Annotated in this window: 10 protein-coding genes; 2 read left to right on the top strand and 8 right to left on the bottom strand. The window is 66.4% G+C overall.

Annotated elements, in window-relative coordinates; translation table 11 throughout:
* Positions 1-628 precede the first annotated feature (628 nt).
* Positions 629-3,559, top strand: coding sequence for an aminotransferase (locus ABE528_RS19160; protein ID WP_346653786.1), 2,931 nt, complete (start codon positions 629-631; stop codon positions 3,557-3,559).
* Between the two features lie 3 nt (positions 3,560-3,562).
* On the opposite strand, the gene ABE528_RS19155 is transcribed toward ABE528_RS19160, so the two are convergent.
* Complete coding sequence (locus tag ABE528_RS19155) at positions 3,563-4,822, bottom strand: FAD-dependent oxidoreductase (RefSeq protein ID WP_346653785.1); 1,260 nt, start codon at positions 4,820-4,822, stop codon at positions 3,563-3,565.
* 53 nt (positions 4,823-4,875) lie between these two features.
* Here ABE528_RS19155 and ABE528_RS19150 point away from each other — a divergent pair, with 53 nt between their 5' ends.
* Positions 4,876-5,781, top strand: coding sequence for a LysR family transcriptional regulator (locus tag ABE528_RS19150; RefSeq protein ID WP_152957220.1), 906 nt, complete (start codon positions 4,876-4,878; stop codon positions 5,779-5,781).
* A gap of 3 nt (positions 5,782-5,784) precedes the next feature.
* Here ABE528_RS19150 and ABE528_RS19145 read toward each other — a convergent pair whose 3' ends face one another.
* The 7 genes from ABE528_RS19145 to ABE528_RS19115 all read right to left on the bottom strand — a co-directional run bounded on the left by ABE528_RS19145 (position 5,785) and on the right by ABE528_RS19115 (position 14,832).
* The gene (locus ABE528_RS19145) at positions 5,785-6,480 is read right to left on the bottom strand and encodes a response regulator (RefSeq protein WP_152957219.1); all 696 of its coding nucleotides are present in this window, start codon (positions 6,478-6,480) and stop codon (positions 5,785-5,787) included.
* Positions 6,477-9,131, bottom strand: coding sequence for a sensor histidine kinase KdpD (locus ABE528_RS19140; RefSeq protein WP_346653784.1), 2,655 nt, complete (start codon positions 9,129-9,131; stop codon positions 6,477-6,479). Before ABE528_RS19140 ends, ABE528_RS19145 begins: the two co-directional genes overlap by 4 nt.
* Positions 9,132-9,190: 59 nt before the next feature.
* Positions 9,191-9,736 (bottom strand): potassium-transporting ATPase subunit KdpC, encoded by a 546-nt coding sequence (kdpC, locus tag ABE528_RS19135; protein ID WP_346653783.1) that lies wholly within the window; start codon positions 9,734-9,736, stop codon positions 9,191-9,193.
* Positions 9,737-9,746: 10 nt separating this feature from the next.
* Entirely contained in the window at positions 9,747-11,801 is a 2,055-nt protein-coding gene (kdpB, locus tag ABE528_RS19130) for a potassium-transporting ATPase subunit KdpB (RefSeq protein ID WP_152957216.1), read from the bottom strand.
* A gap of 10 nt (positions 11,802-11,811) precedes the next feature.
* Positions 11,812-13,506, bottom strand: coding sequence for a potassium-transporting ATPase subunit KdpA (gene kdpA / locus ABE528_RS19125; protein WP_346653782.1), 1,695 nt, complete (start codon positions 13,504-13,506; stop codon positions 11,812-11,814).
* 9 nt (positions 13,507-13,515) lie between these two features.
* Complete coding sequence (gene kdpF, locus ABE528_RS19120; RefSeq protein ID WP_033696222.1) at positions 13,516-13,605, bottom strand: K(+)-transporting ATPase subunit F; 90 nt, start codon at positions 13,603-13,605, stop codon at positions 13,516-13,518.
* Between the two features lie 174 nt (positions 13,606-13,779).
* Positions 13,780-14,832: an AI-2E family transporter gene (locus ABE528_RS19115; protein WP_346653781.1), complete on the bottom strand. Its 1,053-nt coding sequence runs from the start codon at positions 14,830-14,832 to the stop codon at positions 13,780-13,782.
* Between the last annotated feature and the right edge of the window lie 6 nt (positions 14,833-14,838).

Below are 14,838 nucleotides of genomic sequence, written 5' to 3'. Positions count from 1 at the left end.
CAGAATCAGATTTAACCGCTAGCTTGTAGTCCATTTCCCAAAGATACTCTGGGCGCTCTTTTTCCGTTCTGAGCGCGATGGCCAAGGCGTTGATGGGCGATGCCGAACTCGGCATGAGGCATTGATCGGCCGGGGCTGGTAACGCATCACGGCCACCAGGCGTTCGCCGATAGATGTGCAGCGCCTATCAGATCGAGCGCCGCCCGCGCGGCGCATCGCGGATAAATCCGCTCCCACATCTGTTTCGGGCCAGTCACTCCTGTGAAGCCAACAGGGACCGCCTTGTTGCCATGGCGATGCATCTCGGTGGGCGCTGATGCCGCTCCACCTGTCTCCAGTCATGCACCAAGGCTGATCCTGTTGGCGGCACAGGACGGACTGGCCCGAAACAGATGTGGGAGCGGATTTATCCGCGATGCGCCGCGCGGGCGGCGCTCGATCTCACAGGCGCTGGAAATCCCAAGGCATGAACCTGTCAGCCCTGCTGCGATTCCACGACAGGCCCGTTCACCTGACCTAAGCCCAAGCACACCAATCATCAGAAATTCTGATCACGATCGTCTTTCATCATCAGCCAGACAGGGAATAGATTCTCCTCAGTCAACTCCAGCAACAACGGTAGAGCCCCATGCCCAGCCAACAACAAAAACCCGCCTCCCCTGCCCTCGAAACGCTGATCCAGCGCTCCGCCCTGCCCAGCCCTGCGCTCAGCGAAGCCCAGGCGCATGCGCTGCTGCAGACGCACTACGGCCTGGATGGCGACTTGACGGCGCTGGGCAGCCAGCAGGACCTGAACTTCCGTGTGGACGCGGCGCAAGGGCGCTTCGTGCTCAAGGCCTGCCACGGCAGCTACGCCCAGATCGAACTGCAGGCGCAACATGCCGCCCTGGCCTTCTTGCGCGAGCAGGGCCTGCCAGTACCTGCCGTGCAAGCTGCGCAAAGTGGCGAAACCTTGCTGGCGGTGAACATCGACGGGCAACCCCTGCGGGTGCGCCTGCTCGACTACATCGACGGCCAGCCCGTGACCCGCCTCAAACACATGCCGCCACGCCTGATGACTGAACTGGGCAGGCTGTGCGCACGGCTCGACAAGGCCTTGGCCGACTTCGACCACCCAGGCCTTGTACGCACCCTGCAATGGGACCCGCAACATGCCCAGGCACTGATCGAGCACCTGCTGCAGGTGCTGCAGGACGCCGGGCAACGCACCCGCATCGAGCAGGCCACGCGCCTGGCCAGCGAGCGCCTGGCCCCCTTGGCCGAGCGGCTGCCGACTCAGGCCGTGCACCTGGACATCACCGACGACAACACCGTGTGGGCCCGCGACGACCAGCGCCAATGGCAACTGCAAGGTGTGATCGACTTCGGCGACCTGTCGCGCACCTGGCGCATCGCCGACCTTTCGGTGACCTGTGCCGCGCTGCTGCACCATGCCGAAGGTGACCCACTGCGCATCCTGCCAGCGGTCAGCGCCTACCAGGCCCTCAACCCGCTGACCGAGGCCGAGCTGCGTGCCTTGTGGCCGTTGGTACTCAACCGTGCAGCGGTGCTGGTGCTAAGCAGCGCGCAGCAATTGGCCGTGGACCCGGACAACCAGTACACCCGCGACAACGTCGCCCATGAATGGGAAATCTTCGATACCGCCACGGCCGTACCGTCCGCCTTGATGGAGGCGGCCATTGTCCAGGCGGCCGGCCTGCCAACCGATGCAGCCGACCTGTCTGGCTGTGCGCCGCTGCTCCCCGAGTTGGCCGGGCAGCCGGTCAAGCGCGTCGACCTGGGCGTGCTCAGTGCGCACTGCGAAGCCGGCAACTGGGAACAGCCGGGCTTCGACCAGCACCTGCTGAGCGCGCAATCTGCGCCAGCCTGCAGCTTGCACGGCCAGTATCGCCTGTCACAAACCCATATCGATCGCCCCGAAGAACCGGCGACCTGCGCGCTGGGCGTAGAGCTGCATGTGCCCAATGGCAGCCCGCTTCAGGCGCCCGAAGCGGGCATCTGGCAACGTCACGGCGACGGCCGCGGCTGCCTGCGCACGCTACGCTGGGCCTTGTGGTTGCAGGGTCTGGAAGATGCCCCGGCGGATGGCCAGGCGGTGGCGAAAGGGCAATCCCTGGGCAGCAGCTGCGGCTTCCTCAGCGTCCAGCTGTGCCTGGACACCCGCACTCAGCCGCCATTTTTCGCCAAACCGTCCCAGGCTGCCGCCTGGCTGGCCCTGTGCCCGTCGCCCGCCGCGCTGCTGGGCTTCGATTGCGATGCCGAACCGTTGCCCGACCCGCAGGCCCTGCTGGCCCGTCGCGACGCCAGCTTCGCTCGCTCGCAGAAGCACTACTACGCGCAACCGCCGCAGATCGAGCGCGGCTGGCGCAACTACCTGATCGACCTGCAAGGCCGTTCGTACCTGGACATGCTCAACAACGTCGCCGTGCTCGGCCACGGCCACCCGCGCATGGCTGCCGAATCGGCACGCCAGTGGTCGCTGCTCAACACCAACTCACGCTTCCATTACGCCGCCATCACCGAGTTCTCCGAGCGCCTGCTCGACCTCGCGCCCGAGGGTTTCGACCGGGTATTCATGGTCAACAGCGGCACCGAAGCCAACGACCTGGCCATCCGCCTGGCCTGGGCCTACAGCGGTGGCCGCGACCTGCTCAGCGTGCTGGAGGCCTACCACGGCTGGTCGGTGGCCACCGATGCCATTTCCACCTCCATCGCCGACAACCCGCAGGCCCTGGAAACCCGCCCTGACTGGGTGCACCCGGTGGAGGCGCCGAACACCTTCCGCGGCCGCTTCCGGGGGGCCGACACGGCCGCCGACTACCTGCGCGACGTCGACGCCAAGCTGGCCGACCTCGATGCCCGTGGCCGCCAGCTGGCCGGCATCATCTGCGAGCCGGTGTACGGCAATGCCGGGGGCATCTCACTGCCGGCCGGTTACCTGCGCCAAGCCTATGCCAAGGTCCGCGCCCGCGGTGGCGTGTGCATCGCCGACGAGGTGCAGGTCGGTTATGGCCGCCTGGGCGAATACTTCTGGGGCTTCGAGGAACAGGGCGTGGTGCCCGACATCATCACCATGGCCAAGGGCATGGGCAACGGCCAGCCGTTGGGTGTGGTGATCACTCGGCGTGAGATCGCCGAGGCCCTGGAAGCCGAGGGCTACTTCTTCTCCTCGGCCGGCGGCAGCCCGGTCAGCTGCCGTATCGGCATGGCGGTGCTGGACGTGATGCAGGAGGAAGGGCTGTGGGACAACGCCCGCGACACCGGGCGCTATTTCAAGGCGCGCCTGCAGGCGCTGGTCGACAAGCACCCGCTGGCTGGGGCGGCGCATGGTTCGGGCTTCTACCTGGGGCTGGAGCTGGTGCGCAACCGTGACACCCTGGAGCCGGCCAGCGAAGAAACCATGCTGCTGTGCGACCGCCTGCGCGAACTGGGCATTTTCATGCAACCGACCGGCGACTACCTGAACATCCTCAAGATCAAGCCGCCGATGTGCACCACCCGGGCCAGCGTCGACTACTTTGTCGACAGCATCGACCGGGTGCTTGGCGAAGGGCTGTAACTCTCAAGGTGTGGGCCCCAGCGCTGCGGCCCACGCCTGTAACGCCTCGCAGGCAGCCATGGCGATCTGCTCGTCGGTGCGCCCGGTGAACTGCCGCTCGATTGCATCGGCGGCAATCAACCCGGCAATGGTGGGCTTGCCCACCGCGTCGGTCAGGTCCAGCCACTCCCCCCAACTGGCAGGCTCGTCGTACCAGCGCAGGTAACCCGAGGGTGAGCGCGGCCACCAGCGCTCATCGAATTGCAGAATCACCTTTTCCAGCTTGCCCATGGCCAGATGTGCCAGCGCTTGTTGCTGTGTGTCGGGTAGCGCAGGGTTGAAACGCAGCGTTTTCAACACGCCCACGGGGACTGTGCAAATGCAGAAATCACACAGCTGGTCATTGACCACAACCTTCGCGCCTGACCAGTCGATGGACGTTACCGGACTGTTCAGGCGGATATCCAGCCCCTGCGCCAGGCAATCTACAAGTTCGCTGTAGCCACCGGGCAGCATGCGATCTCCATGCCCGACACCCTCTTCGTCCAGAGCGCAGACCGACAACTGCGCCACGGGCAGGCACGCTTCCAGTACCAGGTTGCCGTCGATGGCGAATTGCGTCGCGCGTACGTGCGCGGGATCGAGGCTGGCCATGTAGCGGTCGATGGCATCAGACAAGGAGAACCGCCGATCGATAGTTTCAGTCAGGGCCAACCAAGCGCCGTCGATGTCAGGCAGCACCCCGCCGCGTGCAGCAGCGAGCGGGTTGGCGAAGTCAGTTTCGACGCAAGCCAGCCCCTGTTGCAGGGCAAGGGCGGCCAATGGGTTGTCGGCGAAATGCTGGAGCCATGCGGCACCTTCATCTGCCCTCACGCCACCCAGTTCGACGGTGTGCGTGCGCCCACCCGTTCGCCCCCTGGCTTCCAGAACGACGCATTCGATACCTTGCTCATGCAAGGACCGCGCAGCCGCCAGCCCCGCGCAACCAGCACCGATCACGATCACCTTGCTAGCGCCGGCATGCAAAGCCGCCTCGGCAGCACGCAGGCCATCGTCCCATGCTCCATGGGTCATCGCCGGAGCAGTGGCGCTACAGGCCTCCCCGGCGATGACCAGCCGCTTCTCCAGCACCTGGCCGAGGATTGCCCGGTGCTGCCCGGTACCCCCTGGCAGCAACGCACTGTAGGCACCAAGGCTGAACGGGTCTGCACTCCAGTGGGTGACATGCCAGGCGGTGGGTTTATGCACGTTGTTGTCCTTTGTGGGATTGTCCGGTCCGTGCATTAATGTTCATAATTTCCAACCACAAAAGACAATTATCATCAGGTTCACTGACAATGGCGTTTACCAGCGACTCCCTGGCAATTTTCCTTGCTGTCATGGATGCCGGGTCGTTCTCAGCAGCGGCTCGCAAGCTGGGGCGTGTACCGTCAGCCGTGAGCATGGCGATCGCGCAACTGGAGGCCGAGCTGGACCTGGCCCTGTTCGACCGGGCAACACGCAAAGCCGTGCCCACCAGCGCCGCCCTGGCCCTGGAACCGCAGGCGCGGCAGGTAATCTGCCAGCTCAACCTGCTCGACGCCCAGGCCCTGCAACTGCACCAGGGGCTGGAAAAGCGCCTGACCATCGCCATGGCCCCGGAGCTGCAGACCGGCCGCTGGAGCCAGCCGCTGGAAACCCTGGCGAAGGAATTTCCCAGCCTGGAGATCGAAGTACGCTCGGCGACCCAGACCGAGGCGGTGCGCTTGCTGCATGAAGGCAGCGTGCAACTGGCGCTGGTGTTCGAGCGCCCTGGGATCGATGAGCGCGAGTCCTTTCTCGAAGCCGGCAGCCAGCTGTTGGTGGCCGTCGCTTCACCGCGCCACCCCGCCAGCAGCAACAGTGGCACGCCGCTGCCTGAGGAAGCGTTTGCCGAACAACGGCAGATCATCGTGGCCTCGGGCAAGGCCACTGGGTCGGACCCGCGCATGGTGCTTTCGCGGCGGATATGGTTGACCGACAGCTACCTGGCGACGCTCGATCTGGTGCAGTCCGGCCTGGGCTGGGCCTACTTGCCGCAGCCGCTGGTGGAGCCGTTGATTGCCTCGGGTGCGCTGGCCGAGGTGCGCTTTGACAACATGGCCAGCCGCTTGCGGCTGTGGGTCGACATCATCTGGCTGAAGCCACGGCCGTTGGGGCTGGGCGCCAGGCGCTATCTGGAAGTGATGCGCCAGCTGTTCGACAAAGAACCGCCCAGGGCTTGAGTTCTAGTGCCCCGGCGCCACCAACCGATACCCCACCCCGGCCTCGGTGATGATAAACCGCGGCGCTGTCGGGTCATCGCCAAGCTTCTGCCGTAAATGCCCCACCACGATCCGCAGGTAATGGGTGTCGTCGACATGGGTCGGCCCCCAGATGTCCTTGAGCAATTGCTGCTGGGTAATCACCCGCCCTGGATGCCCCGCCAACTGCGCCAGCAGTGCGTACTCCTTGCGCGTCAGCGCGATCTCCACACCCTCCAGGGTCACTTTGCGGAAGGCAAAATCCACCACCAGCGGCCCGAAGCTCGCCGTCACTTCGCTACCACCCGACTGCGGCACCTGGCGCAACAGCGCGCGCACCCGAGCAAGGAACTCCTGGATGCCGAAAGGCTTGGTCACATAGTCATTGGCGCCGCCATCCAGCGCGTCGACCTTCTGCACCTCGCTAGCCCGCACCGACAGCACCAGCACCGGCACCGCGCTCCACTCGCGCAACTCGCGCAGTACCTGCTGGCCATCCATGTCGGGCAGGCCGAGGTCGAGCACCACCAGGTCAGGCTTGGCCAGCGCGGCCTGGGCCAGGCCTTCGCTGCCGGTGGCGGCCTCGATCACCTTGTAGCCCTGAGAAGCAAGGCTGATGCGCAGGAACTTGCGGATCTGTGGTTCGTCGTCAATGACCAACAGGGTGGCGGACTGGCTCATGGAGTTTCGCTTTCGGCTTCAGGTTGCTGGGGCAGCGGCAAGCATAGAGTGATGCAGGTGCCGTGGCCATCGATGCCTTCGCCGACCAGGATCTGCCCGCCATGGGCACCGATCATGCCCTGGCAGATCGCCAGGCCCAGGCCGGTGCCCTGCCCGCCCCGGTCACCGCGGGCGGCGGTGTAGAACATGTCGAAGATCTTCTCGCGCTCGGCCACCGGGATGCCGGGGCCCTGGTCACTGACAGCGAAGTGCAACTGCTCGCCATGCACCGCTACCTGCAACGCCAGGCGGCCTTGCCCGGGGGAAAAGCGTGCGGCGTTTTCCAGTACGTTGATCAGCGCCTGCTCGATCAGTGCGGCGTGCACGAACAGCAGCGGCAGGTCAGCGGGCACATCAGTGTGCACACGCAACGGCGCCAGTACCGCGCGCAATCGGTTGAGGGCACTGCCGACAATGTCGGCCGGGGCCACCCAGTCGCGGGCAAGCTTGAGGCCGCCGTGGCCGAGGCGGGTCATGTCGAGCAGGTTCTGGATGTAACGGTCCAGGCGCTCGGCTTCGTTGCGGGTGCCTTCAAGCAGCTCGCGGCGGTCTTCGACGGGGATCGCTTCGCCCAGCGCCAGCAGGCTGTCGATGCTGCCGCGCATGGCCGTCAGCGGGGTGCGCAGGTCGTGGGACACCGAGGCCAGCAAGGCGCTGCGCAATTGCTCGGTTTCGCCGTGCAGGCGGGCGGCCTCGAGTTGCTCGGCCAGCCGGGCACGGGCCAGGGCCTGGGCCAGGGGTTGGCCGAGGGCCATCAGCAGGCGCCGGCGCTGGGCGCTCAGTGGCTCGCCGGAACGCGGGCGCACGCCGAGCAGGGCCAGGGGCTGGTCATCAACCGCCAACGGCCACCACCACCAGCGGCCATTGGGCAAGGTATCGCTGCCGTGGCCAGCAGCCTGGCCATGCTGCCAGGCCCATTCGGCGGCGGCCCGTTCGTTGTCGCTCAAGGCCTGGGCTTCGCCGCTCGCCAGCTCCAGCAGCCCTTCGCTGTTGCGCTCGAGCAGGCATACCTGCACATCCTTCCAGCCATTGAGGTGCCGCCCGGCGGCGTTGAACACAGCCTGGCGGTCGGCGGCCACGGTCAGCCGGCGCGACAGGTCGAGCAATTGGTTGGTCTGCGCCTGGGTTTCGCGCAGGGCCTGCAGCTGGCTGCGCTGGCGGGCCGCGAGGTTACCGGTGAGAGCCGCCATGAGCAGGAAGAACACCAGCGTCAGCACGTCTTCCTCGCGCTGGATGCTGAACGAGAAGTTCGGCGGGATGAACAGGAAGTCGTAGGTCAGGAACGACAGCGCCGCACAGGCCAGCGCCGGGCCCAGGCTGCTGCGCACGGCCACCAGCAGCACGGCGGCAAGGAACACCAGCGAGATGTTGGGCAGCGCCAGCACGCTCGACACGCCCCAGGCCAGGCCGGCGGCCAGCACCGTGGCCACCAGCGCCAGCAGGTAATGGCGCCAGACCCACACCCGGCTGACTGCCGCACGTGCCGGGCGTGCCTGGCTGTCGCGGTCGAGCACGTTGATCTCCAGGCCATGGCTTTCGCGCAGCAGCCGGGCGGCGACGCCGGCACCGAACAGGTGCCGGCGCAGCCGGTCACGGGATTGCCCGACCAGCACCAGGCTGGCACGACGCTCGCTGGCGTGCTGGATCAAGGTTCGCGCCACCTCGCCGGCGCGAAGCACCACCACCTCGCCCCCCAGCCGCTCGGCCAGTTGCTGGGCCGCCTGCAGGCGCTGGCGGGCGGCTTCGTCACGCAACCGGCCGTTGTCGACATGCACCAGGCTCCACGGCAGGTGGCGACGCTGGGCAACGCGGCTGGCGTGGCGCACCAGGCGCTCGGCCTGCTCATCGCCATCCACGCCCACCAGCAGGCGCCCGCGCAAAGCCGGCGCCGCTTCGCCACGCAGGCGGTAACCGTGGGCCAGGTCGGCATCGACCTGGGCGGCGGCGGTCTGCATGGCCAGCTCGCGCAGGGCGGTGAGGTTGGTCTGCGAGAAGTACGCGTCGATGGCGGCCCGCGCCTGCTCCGGCACATACACCTTGCCTTCGCGCAGGCGTTCGAGCAGCTCGCGCGGCGGCAGGTCGATCAGCACCAGCTCGAAGGCTTCCTGCAGCACCCAGTCCGGCAGGGTTTCACGCACCTGTACGCCGGTAATGCCGCGGACCTTGTCGTTGAGGCTTTCCAGGTGCTGGACGTTGACCGTGGTGTACACGTCGATGCCAGCGGCAAGCAGCTCCTGCACGTCCTGCCAGCGTTTGGCGTGGCGGCTGCCAGGGGCGTTGGTGTGGGCCAGTTCGTCGACCAGGGCCAGGGTCGGGGCCGCCTTGAGCAGGCCGTCGAGGTCCATTTCCTCAAGGGTGACACCACGATACTCGCTGCGCAGCAGGGGCTGCTGGAGCAGGCCGCCGAGCAGTGCTTCGGTCTCGCTGCGGCCGTGGGTTTCGACCACTGCGGCCAACACTTGCACGCCCTGGCGCTGCTGGGCGTGGGCGGCCTGGAGCATGGCGAAGGTCTTGCCCACGCCTGGGGCGGCGCCGAGGAAGACCTTGAGCCGGCCGCGACCGCTGCGTGGGAGGGTGGCCAACAGCGCGTCTGCGCGGGTGGAGTCACTCATGTTTCATCCTTCAGAAATTGCAGTGTTCCCTGAATCCTGGGCCGCCTTGCGGCCCCTTCTCAGAGGTGCTCAAGCGCCTGGTTCAAGGCCAGCACATTGACCACTGGTGGCCCGAACAATGGGTGGAGGGTGGCCTCTTCCAGCAAGGCTTGCAAGCGCTCCACCGGCACCTGCCGCGCCGCCGCTACCCGAGGAATCTGGTAGGCCACGGCTTGCGGTGGCAAGTGCGGGTCCAGGCCGCTGCCCGACGTGGTCAGCAGCGCCTGGGGCACCGGCCCCAGCTGCGCCTGGTACAGCGCCGCAGCATCGCCCTTGACCCGCTCGGCCAGCGCCGGGTTGCTCGGTGCCAGGTTGCTCGCGCTGCTGGCCACAGTGGCAAAAGCACCCGCCGAAGGCCGTGAATGGAACCAGCCATCGCCCTGGAAATCCTGGGCGATCAAGGCCGAACCCCGCACCTGCCCGCGCTCATCGCGCACCAGGCTGCCATTGGCCTGCTCGGGGAACGCCAGCTGGGCAACCCCAGTCACCGCCAGCGGGTAAAGCGCGCCAGTGACCGCGGTCATCAGCAGGATCAGGCTCAACGCCGGGCGTACGTAACGGTTCATGATGGCCTCCTCAGACCAGGTGCAGGGCATTGAGCAGCAGGTCGATCAGCTTGATCCCGGCAAACGGCACGACGATGCCGCCCAGCCCGTAGATCAGCAGGTTGCGCCGCAACAGGTGCGCCGCGCTCGCCGCCTGCACGCGCACTCCGCGCAGTGCCAGCGGGATCAGCACGATGATGATCAGCGCGTTGAACACGATCGCCGAGAGGATCGCGCTCTGCGGGCTGGCCAGGTGCATCAGGTTGAGCACGCCGAGCTGCGGGTAGATGGCGGCGAACAGCGCCGGCAGGATGGCGAAGTACTTGGCCACGTCGTTGGCGATGGAGAAGGTGGTCAGCGCGCCGCGGGTCACCAGCAGCTCCTTGCCCACCTGCACCACGTCCAGCAGCTTGGTCGGGTCGCTGTCCAGGTCGACCATGTTGGCCGCCTCGCGCGCCGCCTGGGTGCCATCGTTCATGGCCATGCCGACGTCCGCCTGGGCCAGCGCCGGGGCGTCGTTGGCGCCGTCGCCGCACATCGCCACCAGGCGCCCGTCATTCTGTTCCTGGCGGATGCGTGCCAGCTTCTTCTCCGGCGTGGCTTCGGCGAGCACATCATCGACGCCGGCCTCGGCTGCGATGGCTGCGGCGGTCAGCGGGTTGTCACCGGTCACCATCACGGTGCGGATGCCCAGCTTGCGCAGCTCGGCGAAACGCTCACGGATCCCCGGCTTGACCACGTCCTTGAGGTGGATCACACCGAGCAGGCGCTTGTCCAGGCACACCAGCAGCGGGGTGCCACCGCTCTGGGCGATGCGCTCCACCTCACGGGCCAACGCGGCGGGCAGGTCCAGGCGCTGCATGCCGACAAAGGCCAGCACCGCATCGACGGCACCCTTGCGGTAGCGGTGCTGCTGGAAGTCGATACCCGACAGGCGTGTCTCGGCGCTGAAGGCAATCGCCTGGTACTGCTCAGGTGACGGTTCGATGAAGTCGTGCAATTGGCGCAGGTACTCGACGATCGACTTGCCCTCGGCGGTGTCGTCGGCCAGCGAGGCGAGCAAGGCGCCCTCCCCCAGCTCCTTGGCGGTCACACCCTGGGCCGCGTGCAGGGCACTGCAGCGGCGGTTGCCGAAGGTGATGGTGCCGGTCTTGTCGAGCATCAAGGTATGGACGTCGCCGGCCGCCTCCACCGCGCGGCCGGAGCGGGCGATCACATTCAGGCGTACCAGGCGGTCCATGCCGGCAATGCCGATGGCCGAGAGCAGGCCGCCGATGGTGGTGGGAATCAGCGTCACCAGCAGCGCGGCGAGGAAGATCAGCGGCAGGCTGCCACCCGCAAAATGGGCGAACGGTTGCAGGGTCACCACCACGATCAGGAAGATCAGGGTCAGGCCGATCAGCAGGATGTCGAGGGCGATTTCGTTGGGGGTCTTCTGCCGCTTGGCGCCCTCGACCAGGGCGATCATGCGGTCCAGGGTCGACTCGCCGGGGTTGCTGGTGATGCGGATCAGCAACCAGTCGGACACCAGCCGGGTGTTGCCAGTGACGGCCGAGCGGTCGCCACCGGATTCGCGGATGACCGGTGCGGACTCGCCGGTGATGGCCGCTTCGTTGACCGCCGCGATGCCTTCGAGCACCTCACCGTCACCGGGGATCATCTCGCCAGCCACCACGCGCACCACATCATCCTTGCGCAGTGCCGTGGCCGCGACGCTTTCGAAACTGCCATCGCGTTTGCGGCGCTGCGCCGTCAGCCCTTGGCTACCGGCCTTGAGGCTGTCGGCACGGGCCTTGCCACGGCCTTCGGCAAGGGCCTCGGCGAAGTTGGCGAACAGCACCGTGAACCACAACCACAGGGCAATCTGCGCGGCGACGCCAGTGCTGACGCCGTTGCCAGGCGCGAAACACAGCGCGGTGGTGAGGACCGCCGTCAGGGCGACCACCAGCATCACCGGCGCCCGTTTGAGCTGGCGCGGGTCGAGCTTGACGAAGGCCTGCACCAGCGCCGGGCGCCACAGGGCCGCGAAGCGGGTCTGGTCCTTGGCGCTGTGTGAGGCTTTCACTTCAGGAATGGGCATGTTCATGGATGATTCCTCAGAAACCCAGGCTCAGTTGTTCGGCGATCGGCCCGAGGGCCAGGGTCGGCAGGAAGGTCAGGCCACCGACCAGCAGGATGGTCACCAGCAACAGGCAGGCGAACAACGGGCCGTGGGTGGGGAAGCTGTCGGTGCCCTGGGGCGCGCTCTTCTTCGCCGCCAGGCTGCCGGCCAATGCCAGGATCGGCAGGATGTAGCCGAAGCGGCCGATCAACATGGCCAGGCCGATCATCAGGTTGTGGAACACCGTGTTGGCGCCAAAGCCGGCAAACGCCGAGCCGTTGTTGGCGGTGCCTGAGGTGTAGGCGTACAACAGCTGGCTGAAGCCGTGGGCGCCCGGGTTGCTCACCGCACCTGCCGGGCCTGGCAGGCTGGCAGCGATGGCACCCAGCACCAGCACGCCGACCGGCATCACCAGCAGGGTCGCCACCAGCAGTTGCACTTCCCGCGCTTGCAGCTTCTTGCCCAGGTATTCCGGCGTGCGGCCGATCATCAACCCGGCCAGGAACACGGCAATCAGCACGAACAGCAACATGCCGTAGAGCCCGGCACCGACACCGCCGAAGATCACTTCACCGACCATCATGTTGACCATCGCGACCATGCCGGTCAGCGGGTTGAGGCTGTCGTGCATGGCGTTGACCGAGCCATTGGAGGCTGACGTGGTGGTCACGGTCCACAGCACTGAACCGGTGGTGCCGAAGCGGCTCTCCTTGCCCTCCATGGGCGCGCTCTGCTGCACCTGGGCGCTTTCCAACGCCGGGTTCGGCTGGTACTCCGACCACAGCGCCGTCGCGCCACCCAGCAGGAACAGGCCAAGCATGCAGGCGATGATGGCGCGGCTCTGGCGCAGGTCCTTGACGTAGTGACCAAACGTGAACACCAGCGCCACCGGGATCAGGATGATCGAAGCCACCTCGAACAGGTTGCTCCAGGCGGTAGGGTTTTCGAATGGGTGCGCCGAGTTGACACCGAAGAAGCCGCCACCGTTGGTGCCCAGTTGCTTGATGGCGATCTGGCTGGCGGCCGGGCCCAGCGGGATGGTCTGGTCGGCGCCTTGCAGGGTCACGGCGTGGGCGTAGTCGGCGAAGGTCTGCGGCACGCCCTGCCATACCAGCAGCAGCGCCAGCAGCAGGCACAGCGGCAGCAGGCCGTAGAGAGTGGCGCGGGTCATATCGACCCAGAAGTTGCCCAGGCTGGTGGTGGAACGGCGAGCGATGCCGCGGCACAGCGCAACCAGCACGGCCAGGCCAGTGGCGGCGCTGACAAAGTTCTGCACGGTCAGGCCGAGCATCTGGCTCAGGTAGCTGACCGAAGCCTCACCGCTGTAGGCCTGCCAGTTGGTGTTGGTGACGAAACTCACCGCCGTATTGAATGCCAGCGACCACTCCTGGCCGGGCAGGTGCTGCGGGTTGAGTGGCAGGTAGCCTTGCAACAGAAGCACGCTGAACAGCAGCAGGAAGCCGGCCAGGTTGAAGGCCAGCAGAGCCAGGCTGTACTGCTTCCAGTTCTGCTCCTGGTTGGCGCGTACGCCGGCCAGGCGGTAACAGCCACGCTCCACCGGCCCAAGCACGGGGGTCAGCCAGGTACGCTGGCCTTCCATGACCTTGTAGTAGAAGCGTCCGAGCCAGGGCGCCGGCAACAGCACGATGGCGAAGAAGGCCAGCAGCAAAAGGTAATCGTAACTGTGCATGGCCGCTCCCTAGCTGCGATCGGCGCGCAGCAGCGCTACCAGCAGGTAAACCGCCAAGGCCACTGCCAGCAGCAGTGACAACCCATCGAGCATGTACATGAGTGAAACTCCCCTTTTTGCGGCTTGTACCGCTTTGGGGGAATTGTCCGAGGGGTAGGCGTAAAGGGGCGAGATCGGCGGGCAAGCGTGGAAATAAAGAATGCGTAAAAATCAAAGCAGCGGCGTTGCAGTGCCGGCCTCTTCGCGGCATTGCGGCGAAGAGGCCAGAACAGGTTATTGCTGAGGAGTCTGTTGTCCGGCGTTACGGCTCCAGTCGAGCAACAGGCTGTAACCGACCGCCAGCAAGGTCGGCCCGATGAACAGGCCGATGAAGCCAAAGGCTAGCAAGCCACCGAACACACCCAGCAGCACGATCACCAGCGGCAGGTTACCGCCGCGGCTGATCAGGTAGGGCTTGAGCACGTTGTCCACGCCGCTGATGACGAACGTGCCCCAGATCCCCAGGAACACGGCCATGCCGTACTCGCCCTTCCACACCAGCCAGCCGGTCGCCGGGATCCACGCCAACGGTGGCCCCATCGGGATCAGGCTGAGCATGAAGGTCACCAGCCCCAGCACGATCGCCCCGGGCACCCCGGCGATCAGGAAGCCGATCAGCGCCAGCAGGCCCTGGGCGGCCGCCGTGCCGATCACGCCGTTGACCACCCGCTGCACGGTGCCTGCCACCAGCTCCAGGTAGTACTCGGCCCGCTCGCCCACCAGCCGGTTCAGCAGCCGCAGCACGAAGGCCGACAGGCGCGGCCCGTCACGGTAGAAGAAGAACACGAATACCAGGCTCAGGGTCAGCTCCAGCACACCGCTGCCGATCTGCGCACTGCGCGCCAGCAACCAGTTGCCGACCTGGCCGAGGTAAGGCTTGAGCGACGCCAGCAGGGCCGCGCCTTGCTGATCGAGGGATTGCCACCAACTGACCAGGCGCTCGCCCACGAAGGGAATGCCGCGCAGCCAGTCAGGTGCATCAGGCAGGCCATCGACCTGTACATCGCGCACAAAGGCAGTGGCGTCGCGGATGTGGTCGGCCAGGTTGAAGCCCAGCCACACCAGCGGCAAGGCCACGATCAGGATCCAGGCCGTGGTCAGCAGGCTGGCGGCGAGGGTTTCACGCCCACCCAGCACACGCGTCAGCAGGCGCATCAGCGGCCAGCTGGCGAACGCCAGGATGGCCCCCCACAACAACGCGGAAATGAAGGGTGCCATGACCCACAGGGCGGCACCCAGCAACGCCAGCAGCAGAATCTGGATCAGCAGGCGGTCATTGTTGGCCATGGTGAC

Source organism: Pseudomonas sp. TWI628 (assembly GCF_039673865.1).
In the GTDB taxonomy this organism is placed as follows: domain Bacteria; phylum Pseudomonadota; class Gammaproteobacteria; order Pseudomonadales; family Pseudomonadaceae; genus Aquipseudomonas.
Note: the sequence above shows the minus strand (reverse complement) of the source record. Positions and strands in the feature narration are given on the sequence as shown.